Source organism: Methylovirgula sp. 4M-Z18, from assembly GCF_037890675.1.
Lineage (GTDB): Bacteria > Pseudomonadota > Alphaproteobacteria > Rhizobiales > Beijerinckiaceae > 4M-Z18.
On sequence record NZ_CP149574.1, the window covers coordinates 3,005,809 to 3,020,829 of the forward strand.

10 protein-coding genes are annotated in these 15,021 nt (G+C 62.9%); all 10 read left to right on the forward strand.

Annotated elements, in window-relative coordinates; genetic code table 11:
- The first annotated feature begins 528 nt into the window (after positions 1 to 528).
- The 10 genes from putA to phnE (V9T28_RS13955) all read left to right on the forward strand — a co-directional run bounded on the left by putA (position 529) and on the right by phnE (V9T28_RS13955) (position 15,012).
- On the forward strand, positions 529 to 4,236 hold the full coding sequence (gene putA / locus V9T28_RS13910; RefSeq protein WP_116399518.1) for a trifunctional transcriptional regulator/proline dehydrogenase/L-glutamate gamma-semialdehyde dehydrogenase: 3,708 nt from the start codon (positions 529 to 531) through the stop codon (positions 4,234 to 4,236).
- A 67-nt stretch (positions 4,237 to 4,303) separates the two neighbouring features.
- Positions 4,304 to 5,101, forward strand: coding sequence for a carbon-nitrogen hydrolase family protein (locus V9T28_RS13915; RefSeq protein WP_116399519.1), 798 nt, complete (start codon positions 4,304 to 4,306; stop codon positions 5,099 to 5,101).
- A 30-nt stretch (positions 5,102 to 5,131) separates the two neighbouring features.
- A complete protein-coding gene (locus V9T28_RS13920; protein WP_116399520.1) occupies positions 5,132 to 6,823 on the forward strand; it encodes a flavin monoamine oxidase family protein in 1,692 nt (563 codons plus the stop codon).
- Between the two features lie 98 nt (positions 6,824 to 6,921).
- Positions 6,922 to 8,373, forward strand: a complete 1,452-nt coding sequence (locus V9T28_RS13925) for a biotin carboxylase (RefSeq protein WP_116399521.1) — start codon at positions 6,922 to 6,924, stop codon at positions 8,371 to 8,373.
- Between the two features lie 32 nt (positions 8,374 to 8,405).
- On the forward strand, positions 8,406 to 9,383 hold the full coding sequence (locus V9T28_RS13930; RefSeq protein WP_158554724.1) for a C45 family autoproteolytic acyltransferase/hydolase: 978 nt from the start codon (positions 8,406 to 8,408) through the stop codon (positions 9,381 to 9,383).
- 252 nt (positions 9,384 to 9,635) lie between these two features.
- Complete coding sequence (locus V9T28_RS13935; RefSeq protein WP_116399523.1) at positions 9,636 to 11,243, forward strand: FGGY-family carbohydrate kinase; 1,608 nt, start codon at positions 9,636 to 9,638, stop codon at positions 11,241 to 11,243.
- Positions 11,244 to 11,441: 198 nt separating this feature from the next.
- Positions 11,442 to 12,245 carry a phosphonate ABC transporter ATP-binding protein gene (gene phnC / locus V9T28_RS13940; protein WP_116399524.1) on the forward strand — a complete coding sequence of 268 codons (804 nt, stop codon included), beginning with the start codon at positions 11,442 to 11,444 and terminating at the stop codon, positions 12,243 to 12,245.
- A gap of 47 nt (positions 12,246 to 12,292) precedes the next feature.
- The gene (gene phnD / locus V9T28_RS13945) at positions 12,293 to 13,207 is read left to right on the forward strand and encodes a phosphonate ABC transporter substrate-binding protein (protein ID WP_116399525.1); all 915 of its coding nucleotides are present in this window, start codon (positions 12,293 to 12,295) and stop codon (positions 13,205 to 13,207) included.
- Positions 13,208 to 13,277: 70 nt separating this feature from the next.
- Positions 13,278 to 14,147, forward strand: a complete 870-nt coding sequence (gene phnE / locus V9T28_RS13950) for a phosphonate ABC transporter, permease protein PhnE (RefSeq protein WP_245423928.1) — start codon at positions 13,278 to 13,280, stop codon at positions 14,145 to 14,147.
- Between the two features lie 4 nt (positions 14,148 to 14,151).
- Complete coding sequence (gene phnE / locus V9T28_RS13955; RefSeq protein WP_116399872.1) at positions 14,152 to 15,012, forward strand: phosphonate ABC transporter, permease protein PhnE; 861 nt, start codon at positions 14,152 to 14,154, stop codon at positions 15,010 to 15,012.
- The last annotated feature ends 9 nt before the right edge of the window (positions 15,013 to 15,021 follow it).

Here is a 15,021-nt window from a genome sequence, read left to right on the forward strand (position 1 = left end):
TTCACAGATATATATGCCTATAAAATATGTATTTCATGAAATTTTTTCCTAAAAAAAGAACAAGTTTGGAGCCAATTCCTAGAGATAATTCCTATATTACGGGCCAAAGAGCAGGTCTTCTCGGCTGGGGTTGAAGCAATGTGGAACAAACCGCGAGGGAGCACGCGCGACGCTCGTCCTCAACCAGACGAACAAGCATAATCGAGTATTATTCGCGCGATTGACGGCAAACGCTGCAAGACGTGAAGAATAGATCAAATAGAGGGGGATATCATGTATCGGAATTGGGGCCAACGACGGCAGAGCTTGATGCTCCGCAACCGCGCCGGGATCGCGGCAACCGCGCACGCGCGGTGACCGAGATCCGCGAACGACGGGCAATGCCCACAGAATTTCCGCTCGATCGCTCCGCCCGCTTGATTGCCCGAAGAAACAGGCCAAGACTGCCGAACGGCCAAGGCGCCGCTATGGCGGCGGAAATGCGGAACGGTCACCGCATCAGATGTGTTCAATTCGAGAGATAGCCAAATGTCAGAGCATGTCACCGAGATCGCAATCGATACTGCGCCCAAGGCCCCGCTTCCCTTTTCGCATTTCGCGGCCCCGATCCGACCGCAGAGCGAATTGCGGCGGGCCATTACCGCCGCCTATCGGCGGCCAGAGCCGGAATGCCTGCCGCCCCTCGTCGTCGCCGCCAGGCTCACCTCGGCGGAGAAGGACACGGTGGCCCGGACTGCGCGCAAATTGATCGAAGCGCTGCGGGCCAAGCATAAGGGCAGCGGCGTCGAGGGCCTCGTGCACGAATATTCGCTGTCGAGCCAGGAAGGCGTCGCCCTGATGTGTCTCGCCGAAGCGCTGCTGCGTATTCCCGACATGGCGACACGCGATGCACTCATCCGCGACAAGATTTCATCCGGCGACTGGAAGGCGCATCTCGGCGGCGGCCGCTCGCTGTTCGTGAATGCCGCGACGTGGGGGCTCGTCATCACTGGCAAGCTGACATCGACGGTCAACGACCGCAATCTTTCGGCCGCGCTCACACGCCTGATCGCCCGCTGCGGCGAACCTGTCATCCGCCGCGGCGTCGACATGGCGATGCGCATGATGGGCGAGCAATTCGTCACCGGCGAGACGATCGAGGAAGCGTTGAAACGGGCGCAACCTCTGGAAGCGCGCGGGTTCCGTTATTCCTACGACATGCTCGGCGAAGCGGCGACGACAGCGGCCGATGCGAAACGTTATTATCGGGATTACGAAAGCGCGATCCGCGCCATCGGCAAGGCTTCGGCGGGCCGCGGCGTCTATGCGGGCCCAGGCATTTCGATCAAACTCTCGGCCCTGCATCCGCGCTACAGCCGCGCGCAATCCGAGCGGGTGATGAAGGAACTGCTGCCGCGCGTCAAGGAGCTGGCGCTGCTGGCAAAACAATACGACATCGGCCTCAACATCGATGCCGAGGAGGCGGACCGGCTGGAACTGTCGCTCGACCTCTTGGAAGAGCTGAGCCTCGACAAGGATCTTGGCGGCTGGAACGGGCTCGGCTTCGTCGTGCAGGCCTATGGCAAGCGCTGCCCCTTCGTGCTCGATTACGTCATCGACCTCGCGCGGCGCTCGCACCGCCGCATCATGGTTCGCCTGGTCAAGGGCGCCTATTGGGATGCCGAAATCAAGCGCGCCCAGCTCGACGGGCTGGCGGATTTTCCCGTCTACACGCGCAAGGTCTATACGGACGTCGCCTATATTGCCTGCGCCCGCAAACTTCTTGGCGCGCCGGACGCGGTCTTTCCGCAATTCGCAACCCATAACGCGCAATCGCTCGCCACGATCTATCATCTCGCCGGCCCCGATTTTCAGGTCGGCAAATACGAGTTCCAATGCCTGCACGGCATGGGCGAACCGCTTTACGACGAGGTCGTCGGCAAGGACAAACTCGACCGGCCCTGCCGCATCTATGCGCCGGTCGGCACCCATGAGACATTGCTCGCCTATCTCGTCCGGCGGCTGCTCGAGAACGGCGCCAACTCGTCCTTCGTCAACCGCATTTCCGATCCGAACGTGTCGATCGCCGACCTGATCGCCGATCCGGTCGATGTCGTCACGGCCATGCCCGCGATCGGCGCGACACATGATCAGATCGCTCTGCCGCACGCGATTTACGGCGCGAGCCGGCGCAATTCCGCCGGTATCGATCTGTCGAACGAGGCCGCACTGGCAGAACTGTCGCAAAACTTGCGCGCAACAGTGACGGAAGCGTGGCATGCAACGCCGCTTCTCGCCGATGGCGCCACGGACGGCGTCGCCCATCCGGTCCTGAATCCGGCCGATCACGATGATGTCGTCGGCCGGGTCACCGAGTTGAATGTCGCGGATGCCGCAAAAGTCGTGCGGCTCGCGGCGGAACGTTTTGCGTCCTGGTCGGCCGTGCCGCCGAACAATCGCGCAGCCTGTCTCGACAAGGCCGCCGAGCTGATGCAGGCGCGCATGGAAAATCTGATGGGCATCATCATGCGCGAGGCCGGCAAATCCGCCGCCAACGCCGTCGGCGAAGTGCGCGAAGCCATAGATTTCCTGCGCTATTACGCGAACCAGGCACGCCGCACGCTCGGGCCGGCGCATGCGGCGCTGGGGCCCATCGTCTGCATCAGCCCGTGGAACTTCCCACTGGCTATCTTCACCGGCCAGATCGCAGCGGCGCTCGTCGCCGGCAACACGGTCATCGCCAAGCCGGCGGACGAGACGCCGATCATCGCCTTCGAAAGCGTGAAGATCCTGCACGAAGCTGGCATTCCGGCCGACGCGCTGCAATTCGCGCCCGGCGGCGGGGCCGTAGGCGCGGCGCTCGTCGCGGCGCCGGAAGTGGCGGGCGTCATGTTCACCGGCTCGACCGAAGTCGCGCGGCTCATCCAGGCGCAGCTGGCCGGACGCCTCTCGGCGGCGGGCAAGCCCATTCCGCTGATCGCCGAGACCGGCGGGCAGAACGGCATGATCGTGGATTCTTCCGCGCTCGCCGAGCAGGTCGTCGGCGATGTGATCGCGTCGGCCTTCGACAGCGCCGGCCAGCGCTGCTCGGCGCTGCGCGTCCTGTGCCTGCAGGAGGATGTCGCTGACCGCACATTGCAGATGCTGAAAGGCGCCTTGGCCGAACTCGACATCGGCCGCACCGACCGCCTCAATGTCGATGTCGGTCCGGTCATCACCGACGAAGCCAAGGTCGGCATCGAGCAGCATATCGAGCGCATGCGCGCGCTCGGCTACAAGGTCGAGCAACAGGAGTTGCCGGCAGACACGGCCAAGGGGACCTTCGTGCCGCCGACGATCATCGAGATCAAAAAGCTCTCGGATCTCAAGCGCGAAGTCTTCGGGCCGGTCCTGCACGTGATGCGCTACCGGCGCGAGGATACGGACCGCCTGATCGACGAGATCAACGGCACCGGCTATGGCCTCACCTTCGGCCTGCACACGCGCCTCGACGAGACGATTGCCCATGTGACCAGCCGCGTCAAAGCCGGCAATCTCTACGTCAACCGCAACATCATCGGCGCCGTGGTCGGCGTGCAGCCGTTCGGCGGCCGCGGACTGTCGGGCACCGGCCCGAAGGCTGGCGGGCCGCTCTACATCGGCCGCCTCGTCCAGCGCGCGCCGGTGCCGCCGCAGCACAGTTCGATCCATACCGATCCTGCCCTGCTCGCCTATGCGGCATGGCTGTATCAAAAGGGCCTGCGGACCGAGTCGGAGGAGGCGCGCGAGCTGGGCGGACATTCGGCGCTCAGCCTGCATCAAGAGCTTGCAGGCCCGGTCGGCGAGCGCAATCTCTATACCCTGCACCCGCGCGGCCGGATCCTGCTTGCGCCTCTGACCGAGGCCGGGCTGTATCGTCAGCTTGCCGCCACCCTCGCGACCGGCAACCATGCCGTCATCGATGCGGGCTCCAACCTGCACGGAGCATTTGCCGGCCTGCCGGCGGAGGTCGCGGCCCGCGTGTCCTGGACCTCGAACTGGGAGGCCGACGGCCCCTTCGCCGGCGCCTTGCTCGAAGGCGATGCGGATCGGATCAAAGCGCTCAACCAGAAAATCGCTAATCTGCCCGGACCGCTGGTCCTGGTCCAAGCTGCGACAACAGGGGAGTTGACTCACGATCCCGACGCCTATTGCCTGAACTGGCTGCTGGAAGAAGTGTCGACCTCGATCAACACCGCCGCAGCCGGAGGCAATGCGAGCCTCATGGCAATCGGCTAGGCCGGTTCGGCGCGTGGGACGGAAAGGGGCGGCAGCGGAACGGCCGCTGGGGAGTGAGAGGGGGGTCATGCGGATCGGCATTTTGCAGGGGCCGGAGGTGGCGGACAGCCCTTCCGCCAATCTCGAACGGCTTGGCCGGGCGATCAGTACCGCCGGGCAGCCGCGCCTCATGATCACGCCCGAAATGTTCATGACGGGCTACAATATCGGCCCTGCGGCAACGGCTGCGGCGGCGCAAGCCGCGGATGGTGAATGGTCGGCTGCGATCGCGGCCCTCGCGCGGCAGAGCGGCAGCGCGATCCTCTACGGCTATCCCGAGCGCGGCATCGACGGCAAAGTTTACAACTCCGCCCAGCTCATCGACCGGGACGGACGCCGGCTTGCCAACCATCGCAAGGCGCATCTGTTCGGCGAGATCGATCGCTCCGCCTTCGCCGAGGGCGACGGTGAAGCGGTCGTGACCGAACTCGACGGCGTGAAAATCGGTCTCCTGATCTGTTATGAGGTCGAGTTTCCGGAGAACGTCCGGCTGCTTGCCCTCGCGGGCGCGGAATTCGTCGCCGTGCCGACCGCACTGATGCAACCCTACACATTTATCGCACGCGAAATGGTGCGCACCCGCGCCTACGAGAACCAGGTCTTTCTCGCCTACGCCAATCGCTGCGGGGCAGAAGGCGATCTGACCTATCTTGGTCAAAGCTGCATCGTCGCCCCCGACGGCTCCGACCTCGCCCGGGCCACGACGAACGAAGATGTGATTGCGGCTAATCTCGATTTTGCCGGCATGGCCGGTTCGCGCGCGCTCAACACCTACCTGCACGACCGCCGCCCCGAGGTCTACCGGCCTCTGACCCACCCGCACTGAGTCAATTTTTCCTCAAGGAAGCAACACTGCATGAGCGCTCCGCACGAATCCGTCACCGGCACCGGCAGCAACGTCAAACCCGTCACCTATTTCGGCCCGGATTTTCCGTTCGCCTATGACGATTGGCTGAAGCATCCGGCAGGGCTCGGCCACGTGCCGGCCGAGCGGCACGGCACGGAAGTGGCGATTGTCGGCGCCGGCATGGCCGGCATTACCGCTGCCCATGAATTGATGAAGCTCGGACTGAAGCCGGTGGTCTATGAATCCGGGCGTTTCGGCGGCCGCCTGCGGTCGCAGCCATTCGAAGGCGCCGAAGGTGTCATCGCCGAACTCGGCGGCATGCGCTTTCCGGTCTCCTCAACAGCCTTCTATCACTATGTGAACGGCATGGGGCTGAGCACGAACCCCTTCCCCAACCCGCTCGACGAGGCAACGCCCTCCACGGTGATCGATCTTGAAGGCGTCTCCACCTATGTCGAGAAGGCTGCCGACCTGCCGCCCTTCTTCAAGGAAGTGGCGGCGGCCTGGTCGGAGGCGCTCGAAGATTACGCCCAGTTCGGCGCCATTCAGGAGGCCATCCGCAACCGGGACGTGAAAGCGGTCAAGGAGATCTGGAACCGCCTCGTGCCGCTGTGGGATGATCGGACATTCTACGATTTTCTCGCGACCGCGCCCTCCTTTGCCAACAAATCGTTCCGGCATCTGGAGGCTTTCGGGCAAGTCGGATTCGGCACCGGCGGTTGGGATACCGACTTTCCCAATTCCATGCTCGAAATCCTGCGCGTCGTCATCACCAATTGCGATGAACATCAGCGCTATGTGGTGGGCGGCGTCGAGCAGGTGCCGCGCCGGCTCTGGCGCGATGAACCGGAGAAGCTCGTGCATTGGCCGGCGGGAACATCGCTCGCGAAATTGCATTCGGGCGCAACACGGCCCGGCGTTACGCGCCTAAAGCGTCTCGGCGCGGATCGCTTCAGCATCACCGACCGCTGGGGTCACGTGCGCGATTATTCCGCCGTGCTCGTGACCGGGCAATCCTGGTTGCTCACCACCCATATGGAGACCGACGAAAGCCTGTTCTCGCACAAGCTCTGGATGGCGCTCGACCGCACCCGCTACATGCAGAGTTCCAAGACTTTCGTCATGGTCGACCGCCCCTTCTGGAAGGAGCGCGATCCCAAGACCGGCCGCTATCCGTTCAGCATGACGCTAACGGACCGCTTGAGCCGCGGGACCTATCTCTTCGACAATGGCCCGGACAAGCCGGCGACGATTTGCCTGAGCTATTCGTGGATGAGCGATGCTTTGAAAATGTTGCCGCTGCCGGTCGACAAGCGCGTCAAGCTCATCCTCGGCGCGTTGCGCAAAATCTATCCCGATCTCGATATCGAGAAGCACATTATCGGCGACCCGATCACCGTGTCCTGGGAGACCGATCCCAATTTCCTCGGCGCCTTCAAGGGCGCCCTGCCCGGCCATTACCGTTACAACCACCGCATGTATTGCCATTTCATGCAAGACGATCTCCCGCCCTCCGAGCGCGGCATTTTCCTCGCCGGCGACGATGTGGGCTGGACGCCGGGCTGGGTGGAAGGCGCGGTCACGACTGCGCTCAATGCGGTGTGGGGCATCGTGCATCACCTGGGCGGTGTCACTGCCACGGACAATCCGGGCCCGGGCGACCGGTTCGATGATCTCAAACCCTTGGCTTTGCCCGAGTAACAAGGACGCGCGAGCCTCGTACCGGCGCGTTTTGCCGCAGATGCAAGAATTAAGAAAACAGATCAAGATCAACGCTTGCAGAGGATGGAACCAGCGCCATGAGCCAACACGAGAAGCTGCGCAACTTGAGCGACATCTACCGTTTCCTGCGCAAGAACGAGACGCCGATCTACATCGTCACGCCGACGCCGTTCAATTTGCTCGGCCTCGACCAATGGGTCGGCGGTTTGGAATTCGTGAATTATTTCGACATTTTCGACGGAAGGCATCCGCGCGTATTCGTGCCGCCGCGCATCGGCCCGGTCGACTTCAAGTCAATGGAGGATGTCGCCAATTGTCTCGTCGCGCATCCGGCGTTCAAGGCGCGTATCCGCAAACGCCCGCGCGGCAAGGCGATCTTCGTGATGTTCGACGAGGAAACGGAAAAGCTTTGCGAGGCAGCCGGCGTCGATGTTGCGCTTCCGAAAGCGGCGCTGCGCACGCGGCTCGATTCAAAGATCGAAACGACGCGCCTTGGCAACGAGGCGGGCGTGGCGAGCGCGCCCAACACGATGGGCTTTGCCGCGACCTATCAGGAGCTCGAAGCGCTTGCCGCTCAGGCGCAACTTGGCTCCGATCTCGTCGTGCAGACCCCGTATGGCGACAGCGGCCGCACAACCTTCTTCATCAAGAGCGCGGTCGACTGGGACAAATATGCCGCCAAGATCATCGGCCAGGAATTGAAGGTGATGCGGCGGATCAACCATCTGCCCGGCACCATCGAAGGCTGCTGCACACGCCACGGTACGCTCGTCGGACCGGTGATGACCGACATCACCGGCTTTGCCGAGATCACGCCCTATAAAGGCGGCTGGTGCGGCAATGACGTCTCGCCGACCATCCTGCCCGGCGACGCGCCCGAGCGTGTGCGCGACATGGCCCGCAAGCTCGGCGACCGGCTCTATGCGGAAGGCTATCGCGGCGTCTTCTGCACCGACTTCCTGCTCGATACCGACACGCACGACGTCTATTTGGGCGAACTCAACCCGCGCGTGTCGGGCGCCTCGCCGCCGACCAATCTGATCACCACAACCTATGGCGGCTGTCCGCTCTTCCTGTTCCATCTGCTGGAGTTCCTCGACGTCGATTACGATCTCGACATCGAGGCGGTGCAGAGCCGCTGGCGGGAATACGACCATTGGAGCCAGCTCATTCTGAAGCAGACCGAGGACAAGGTGGAACTGCTGACCCGGGTGCCGCAATCCGGCATCTGGCGCATGAACGACCGCGGCGAGATCGCCTACCAGCGGCCCGCCCTCGATCTGACCAGCGTCGGCGACGAGAACGAGGCTTTCTACATGCGCGTATACGGCGTCGGCGAATATTGCTACCATGGGGCCGATATGGGTTGTCTGCTGGCGCGCGGCCGCATGCAGTCGGACGCCCGCGAACTCCTTATGCGCGCCAAGAAGTGGAATGCCGGCATCAAGGCGCAATTCGAGTCGGTTCCGCTGCCGCCCATGGCCGGCGTGGTGCCGCCCGCGGACATGCCCTCATCGAAATGGATCTGACGGAACGTGCTGGACCGGCACGAATGGATGGAATGAAAGTAGGGTTTCGTAGTCTATTGGAGCAGCGACCGGGGCCGGCTTGGAGCGCCGTGTTCCAGGCGGGCTGGCCGGGCTGGCGCCGGTGGTTTCTGGAACGCGGCGGCGCGCAGGCACCGAGCCTCGACGATGCGACGCGGGCGCTGCGGCGCTTCATGCCGGAAATGGAACGCTTGTGGTCCGGGCTGGTCGAGGCGGTGGCGTCCGACGAGGACGCCGCTCGCTTCCTGAGCTTCTGGACGCCGCCGCGCTATCTGATCCAATGCAGCCAGGCGGTCCTAGTCGACGATGACGGCCCGATCCTGGTGCGCAATTACGATCTCGCGCCGGAACTCAACGAAGGCACGGTGCTGCGCACCCGCTGGCGCAGCCGCGACGTCATGGGCATGGTGGATGCATTGTCCGGCCTCGCCGACGGGATGAACGACGCCGGCCTCGCCGTATCGCTCACCTTCGGCGGGCGCACGGTCGTCGGCAAAGGCTTCGGCGCGCCGATGATCGTGCGCTACCTGCTCGAAGTGTGCTCCGATGCGCAGCAGGCAGTGGAAGCGCTGCGCGCGATTCCCTGCCACATGGCCTACAATGTGACGGTGATGGATCGGCACGGCCGCGGCGAAACAGTGTTCCTCTCGCCCGACCGGCCGGCGATCGTGACCGGCAAGCCGTTCACCACCAACCATCAGGTCGGCGTGGAATGGCCGCGGCACGGCCGCCTGTCGCGCACGGTGGAGCGGGCGGATGCGCTGGAAAAGATCCTGGCCAACCGGAAACTCGATGGCGACAGCCTGACCGCAGCCTTTCTGCAGCCCCCCTTGCTGGCGACCAGCTATGCGGAAGGTTTCGGCACCGTCTACACCGCCGCCTACCGCCCGGCAGAAGGCGCGATGACCCTGCTGTGGCCCGGCCAACCGGAGCGGCGCTGGACCTTCCAGGACTATAAGCAGATCGAATTCGAAGTGTCTTACCCGGATTGAAATTCGATCGCTCCTATCTCGCTTCCCTGGGACCTGTGACAAAGCGCCAACGCCGGCTCGATTGACGTGCGCGCAGTTCGCCGTCTTTAGTCAGGAACGACGGAATCGAAATCCTGGATTTCGCGCGCGCAGTTCTCACGCGAACGGACAACGACATGACCGAGATCTGCGTCGCGCGCTCCAGGTGAAAAAACATTTTGGTGCCAGACAGTAGCTAAAGAACGTTCGGTCGCGATCTGGGGGGAGAGTCTTATGGGCGCGCATTTTATCGGCGTAGATGTCGGCACCGGTTCCGCCCGCGCGGGCGTTTTCGACGGCGCGGGAAAATCGCTCGCCGCCGCGAGCCATCCGATCCGCATCTGGCGCCCGCATCCGCTGCATGCGGAACAATCGAGCGCCGACATCTGGCAGGCGGTGTGCGCCTCCGTTCGCAAGGCGATCGCTGACGCCGCGATTGAGCCCGGAAGCGTCGCGGGCATCGGGTTCGATGCGACATGCTCGCTCGTCGTGCTCGATGGGAGCGGAAATTCCCTTGCGGTGAATGCCGAGGGCGAGGCGGAGCGCGACATCATCTTGTGGATGGATCACCGCGCGCGCGGACAGGCCGAGCGGATTAACACAGCCGGCGCGCATGTGCTCGACTATGTCGGCGGCCGCATCTCGCCCGAGATGGAAACGCCGAAGCTGCTGTGGCTTGCCGAAAACCTGCCCGACACATTTGCGAAAGCAGGGCACTTTCTCGACCTTGCGGATTTCCTGACCTGGCGATCGAGCGGCAGCCTGATCCGTTCGACCTGCACGGTCACCTGCAAATGGACCTATCTGGCGCACGAAAAGCGCTGGGACAGTGCCTATTTCGATCGCATCGGTCTTGGCTCTTTGAGCGCAGCGGACTTTGCCCGCATCGGCGCCCACATTGCCGATCCTAGCACGAGGCTCGGCGCCGGATTGACCGAACAGGCGGCGGCCGAACTCGGCCTGCGCGTTGGAACTCCGGTCGCAACCGGCATCATTGACGCGCATGCAGGCGCGGTCGGAACGCTGGGTGCAAAGAATCTTCCCGGCGCGCTCGAAGACCGGCTCGCCTATGTCTTCGGCACATCGGCCTGCACGCTGAATGTCACGAAAGATCCCGTTTTCGTACCGGGCGTATGGGGTCCCTATTATTCGGCGCTTATTCCCGGCCTGTGGCTGAACGAGGGCGGGCAATCCGCCGCCGGCGCGGCGATGGATTACCTCATTCGGTTGCATCCCAATGCTGGTCGAATCGAAGAAAAGGCCAGGGCCGCAGGCATAAGTCCGATCCAATATCTGGAACAGCAGGCCCGCGAGCTTCTGGAGGCGCGCGCGTTCCCCGACATCGTGAAGGGGCTGCATATCGTGCCGGAATTCATCGGCAATCGCGCGCCGTTTGCCGATCCGGACGCGCGGGCGGTGATCGCCGGGCTCGGTCTCGACGACGACGAAACCAGTCTCGTCCGGCTCTATCTCGCCGGGACCGCATCGATCGGTTATGGCCTGCGCCAGATTCTCGACGCCTTGGCCGGGAAGGGAACGACAATTTCCACCGTGGTGGTCAGCGGCGGTGCGGCGCGCAGCGCGCTGGTCCGGCGCATCCTTGCCGATGCCGCGAATATCACCATCGCAAGCGTCGATACCGACGAGCCGGTGCTACTCGGGTCGGCGATGCTGGCGGCGGTTGCAGCGGGTCACGTGCGCGAGATCAGCGACGCGATGATGACCATGTCCTCGGCGCACGAATTGCTGGAGCCCGATCCGCGATATCTTGCCGTTCACGCCCAGCGCTATGCCGCCTTTCAGGATTTGCAGGCGGCCTACAGACAATGCCGCGCCGTGTAACGAACAGAGAGTCTTATCGCGCCTGCCGTGATCGCGCGCGATAGGCTTGCGCGATAGCGCCACCGCGCTCGCCGTCTCGACACACAAAGCGACGGTTCACACAAACACACAGCGCGGTAAAACAGCGGTCTGCAGGCCGTTTATGCTGTCACATGCGCGTCACCCCTCCTCGTTACGTTTTGAGCGAACGAGGTCATTATGCTTGCCATCAAGGGTGTCAGCAAAAGCTACAGCGGCCACAAGGCGGTCAGCGAGCTTTCCGTGGAGATTGCACCGGGAAGTTTCGTTGGCGTGATCGGCCGTTCGGGTGCTGGCAAGTCGACCCTGCTGCGCATGATCAACCGGCTCGACGAGCCAACCAGCGGCACGATCCTCTTCGGCGATCTCGACGTCACCGCTCTGCGCGGCGCGGCCTTACGGGATTGGCGCCGCCGCTGCGCCATGATCTTTCAGCAGTTCAACCTGACCGGCCGTCTGGACGTGCTCACCAATGTGTTGATGGGCCGCCTCGCCAGCGCGCCGGCCTGGCGCTCGATGCTGCGCATGTGGGGCGATGATGACCGCGCCATCGCGCTTGCGGCGCTCGAACAATTCGACATCGCCAATTTGGCGGCGCGGCGCGCCGACCAACTCTCTGGCGGCCAGCAGCAACGGGTCGCCATTTGCCGCGCCCTCGTGCAAGAGCCGGACATCATTCTAGCCGACGAGCCGATCGCCTCGCTCGACCCGCGCAACACGAAGATCGTGATGGATGCGCTGTTGCGTATCAACAAGCATTTCGGCATCACGGTTCTATGCAACCTGCATTCGCTCGATCTGGCGCGCGCCTATTGCGATCGCCTGATCGGCATGGCCGCCGGCCGCGTGGTCTTTGACGGTGCACCCTCGGCCTTGACCACCGATATCGCGCGCGACCTCTACGGCCTTGAGGCAAACGAAGTCCTCGACTCTCCCGTTCCTGCACCCGCAACCGACGGGGCAGCGATTCCGGCCGTCGCCTGAGCGCGGTCCGCACGTTCTTTACTCGGCTGAACATCAAAGAGGATGTTATGATCAATCGTCGTATCATGATGACAAGCTTGGCCGCGGGCCTCATCGCGCCGGCCTTCCGTTCCGCTTTCGCGCAGGAGTGGAAAGCGAAATATCCGGAGCTCATCTTCGCGATCATTCCGGAGGAAAACGCCTCGGGAACCGTGGAGCGCTACACGCCCTTCTGCGCCTATCTCAGCCGCGAGATCGGCACCAAGGTCACCTTGCGCGTGGTGCAGGATTATGCAGCCCTCATCGAAGGCCAGAAATCGGAACAGATCCATGTCGGCTGGTATGGCCCCGCATCCTACGCCCGCGCCTATCTCACCGGCGCGAAGATCACGCCCTTCGTGATCGAAGTCTCCAGCGGCGGCATCAAGGGCTATTATTCGGTCTTCTACGTGAAGAAGGATTCGCCCTATCAATCCGTCGCCGATCTCAAGGGCAAGAACCTCGGCCTCGTCGATCCGAACTCGACCTCGGGCAATAACGTGCCGCGCTTCGTCCTCGATAAAATGGGCATCGATCCGGACAAGTATTTCAACAAGGTCGTCTACACCGGCAGCCATGAAAATGCCGTTCTGGCCGTCCAGCAAGGCACTGTCGATGTCGCCGCCAATTGGTGGAACAGCGACGATGATTCCAACCTGACCCGCATGGCCAAGAAGGGCATGGTGAACAAGGACGATTTCCGCATCATCTATAAGTCGGACATCATCGTGAATTCGCCCATCGCCTATCTCGACAGCCTCCCCGAAGATCTGAAGGCCAAAATCAAACAAGCCTTCCTCGAAGCGGCCACCAAGGACAAAGACGCCTACGCCAAATTGTCCGACGGCAAGGACGACCCGTTCCAGCCGGTCGATCACAGCGCCTATGAACCCGTCGTGAACCTGGTGAAGTTCATCGACGGCCTGCGCAAGAAGAACGGCTAAAGCACGTCCGTTCCGATGCTCCAGAAGCCCCGCTGCCCGGTGGCAGCGGGCTTTAAAAGGACAGCACAGATTGCCGCAGACCATCGCCACGCTGCCCGAGCCGCAAGCGCGGGCGCTCATGCAAGCCTATCAACAGGCCGTCGCCGCCAAGCGCCGCGTGACATTGCTCGGCGGCCTCGTCCTCATCTGCCTCATGGCCGCAGCCGGCTGGATGGCGGAACTCAATCCGTTTAAGCTCGTGCGGCGGATCGGCTATTTCACCGACTATTTCAACCAGATGGCCCATCTGCAGGACGGGCCATGGGTGTTCAGCGATCCGGGCGAATGGTTTTGGGGCCTGAAAAAATGGCTGCTGCTGCTCGGAGACACATTGCTGATGGCCTATGCCGGCACGCTCGTCGGCGCGATCGGCGCGTTTTGCCTGTGTTTCCTCGCGACGAAAAATCTCGTGCGCTCGGCGCCCTTGCGCTTCTGCATTCGGCGCCTGCTCGAATTTCTCCGCACGGTGCCCGACATCGTCTTCGCGCTGATTTTCGTCTGGGCCTTTCAGCTTGGCCCCCTGCCCGGCGTCCTCGCGATCATGGTGCACACCACCGGCGCCTTGGGCAAACTGTTTTCCGAAGTGGTCGAGAACATCGACATGAAACCGCTGCATGGCATTGCCGCCAGCGGCGGCTCGTGGTTTCACCAAATTCGCTTCGGCGTTCTGCCGCAGGTGCTTTCTAATTTCGTGAGCTATGCGCTATTGCGCTTCGAGGTGAACGTGCGCGGCGCGACGGTCTTGGGCTTCGTCGGCGCCGGCGGCATCGGCATGACGCTCTACGAAGCGATCGAAAAATCCTACTACTCGGACATCAGCGCAATCCTGATCCTCATCATCGTGACGGTGATGGTGATCGATTATGCGACCGAGATTTTGCGGCATCGGCTGCTGGGGTGAAATGATGGCGCCCAACGTAAACCGCTTCCCCGATCTTGCCGCCGTCCGCGCCCGGCACGCCGCGCTGCTCGCGCCGAATTGGCGGCGCCGCGCCGGTGCGGTCCTCGTTCCCGCCGGTCTTGCCGCCCTTCTGCTGTTCAGCCTGGCGCATCTCGATTTTTCGCCGGAGCGGATCGTCTCGGGCCTCGGTCGTCTCGGCATGATCCCGCGCCTGATGCTGCCGCCGAACCCCGGAACGTGGGAGCGCTTCGGCCTCTTCGCTTACGCGCTCGGCGAAACGCTGGCGATTTCGCTGCTCGGCACGCTGCTTGCGGCGGTGCTTGCTTTTCCCTTGAGCCTGGCGGCGGCGCGCAACGTCATGGCCAGCGGGATTTTACGCTTTCTGACGCGCCGCAGCCTCGATACATTGCGCGGCATCGATACGCTCGTTTGGGCGCTGATCTGGATCAAAGTCGTCGGCCTTGGCCCCTTCGCCGGTGTTCTCGCGATCATGTGCTCCGATCTCGGCGGCTTCGGCAAATTGTTTTCCGAGGCGATGGAAGCGACGGACAGGAAGGCGAGCGAAGGCGTGATGTCGACCGGCGGCTCGCATCTGCAGGCGGTGCGGCTCGGCCTCATCCCGCAGGTTCTGCCGGTCATTGCGAGCCAGATGCTGTATTTCTTCGAGTCCAATATCCGCTCGGCGACCGTGATCGGCATCGTCGGTGCTGGCGGCATCGGCTCCTATATGTCGGAACTGATCAAGACCGACGAATGGCAGCAAGTGGCGTTTCTCATCCTGATGCTGCTCGTGATCGTCGCAATGGTCGATGTGATTTCCACGCGGCTGCGCTTCGCCATCATCGGCGACAAGCCGGTCGTCTGAACGACCGTG

What these genes read in the sequence shown, in the direction of transcription:
- putA (WP_116399518.1), top strand. Translation starts at nt 529, where the DNA reads ATGTCAGAGCATGTCACCGAGATCGCAATCGATACTGCGCCCAAGGCC.
- V9T28_RS13915 (WP_116399519.1), top strand. Translation starts at nt 4,304, where the DNA reads ATGCGGATCGGCATTTTGCAGGGGCCGGAGGTGGCGGACAGCCCTTCC.
- V9T28_RS13920 (WP_116399520.1), top strand. Translation starts at nt 5,132, where the DNA reads ATGAGCGCTCCGCACGAATCCGTCACCGGCACCGGCAGCAACGTCAAA.
- V9T28_RS13925 (WP_116399521.1), top strand. Translation starts at nt 6,922, where the DNA reads ATGAGCCAACACGAGAAGCTGCGCAACTTGAGCGACATCTACCGTTTC.
- V9T28_RS13930 (WP_158554724.1), top strand. Translation starts at nt 8,406, where the DNA reads ATGAAAGTAGGGTTTCGTAGTCTATTGGAGCAGCGACCGGGGCCGGCT.
- V9T28_RS13935 (WP_116399523.1), top strand. Translation starts at nt 9,636, where the DNA reads ATGGGCGCGCATTTTATCGGCGTAGATGTCGGCACCGGTTCCGCCCGC.
- phnC (WP_116399524.1), top strand. Translation starts at nt 11,442, where the DNA reads ATGCTTGCCATCAAGGGTGTCAGCAAAAGCTACAGCGGCCACAAGGCG.
- phnD (WP_116399525.1), top strand. Translation starts at nt 12,293, where the DNA reads ATGATCAATCGTCGTATCATGATGACAAGCTTGGCCGCGGGCCTCATC.
- phnE (WP_116399872.1), top strand. Translation starts at nt 14,152, where the DNA reads ATGGCGCCCAACGTAAACCGCTTCCCCGATCTTGCCGCCGTCCGCGCC.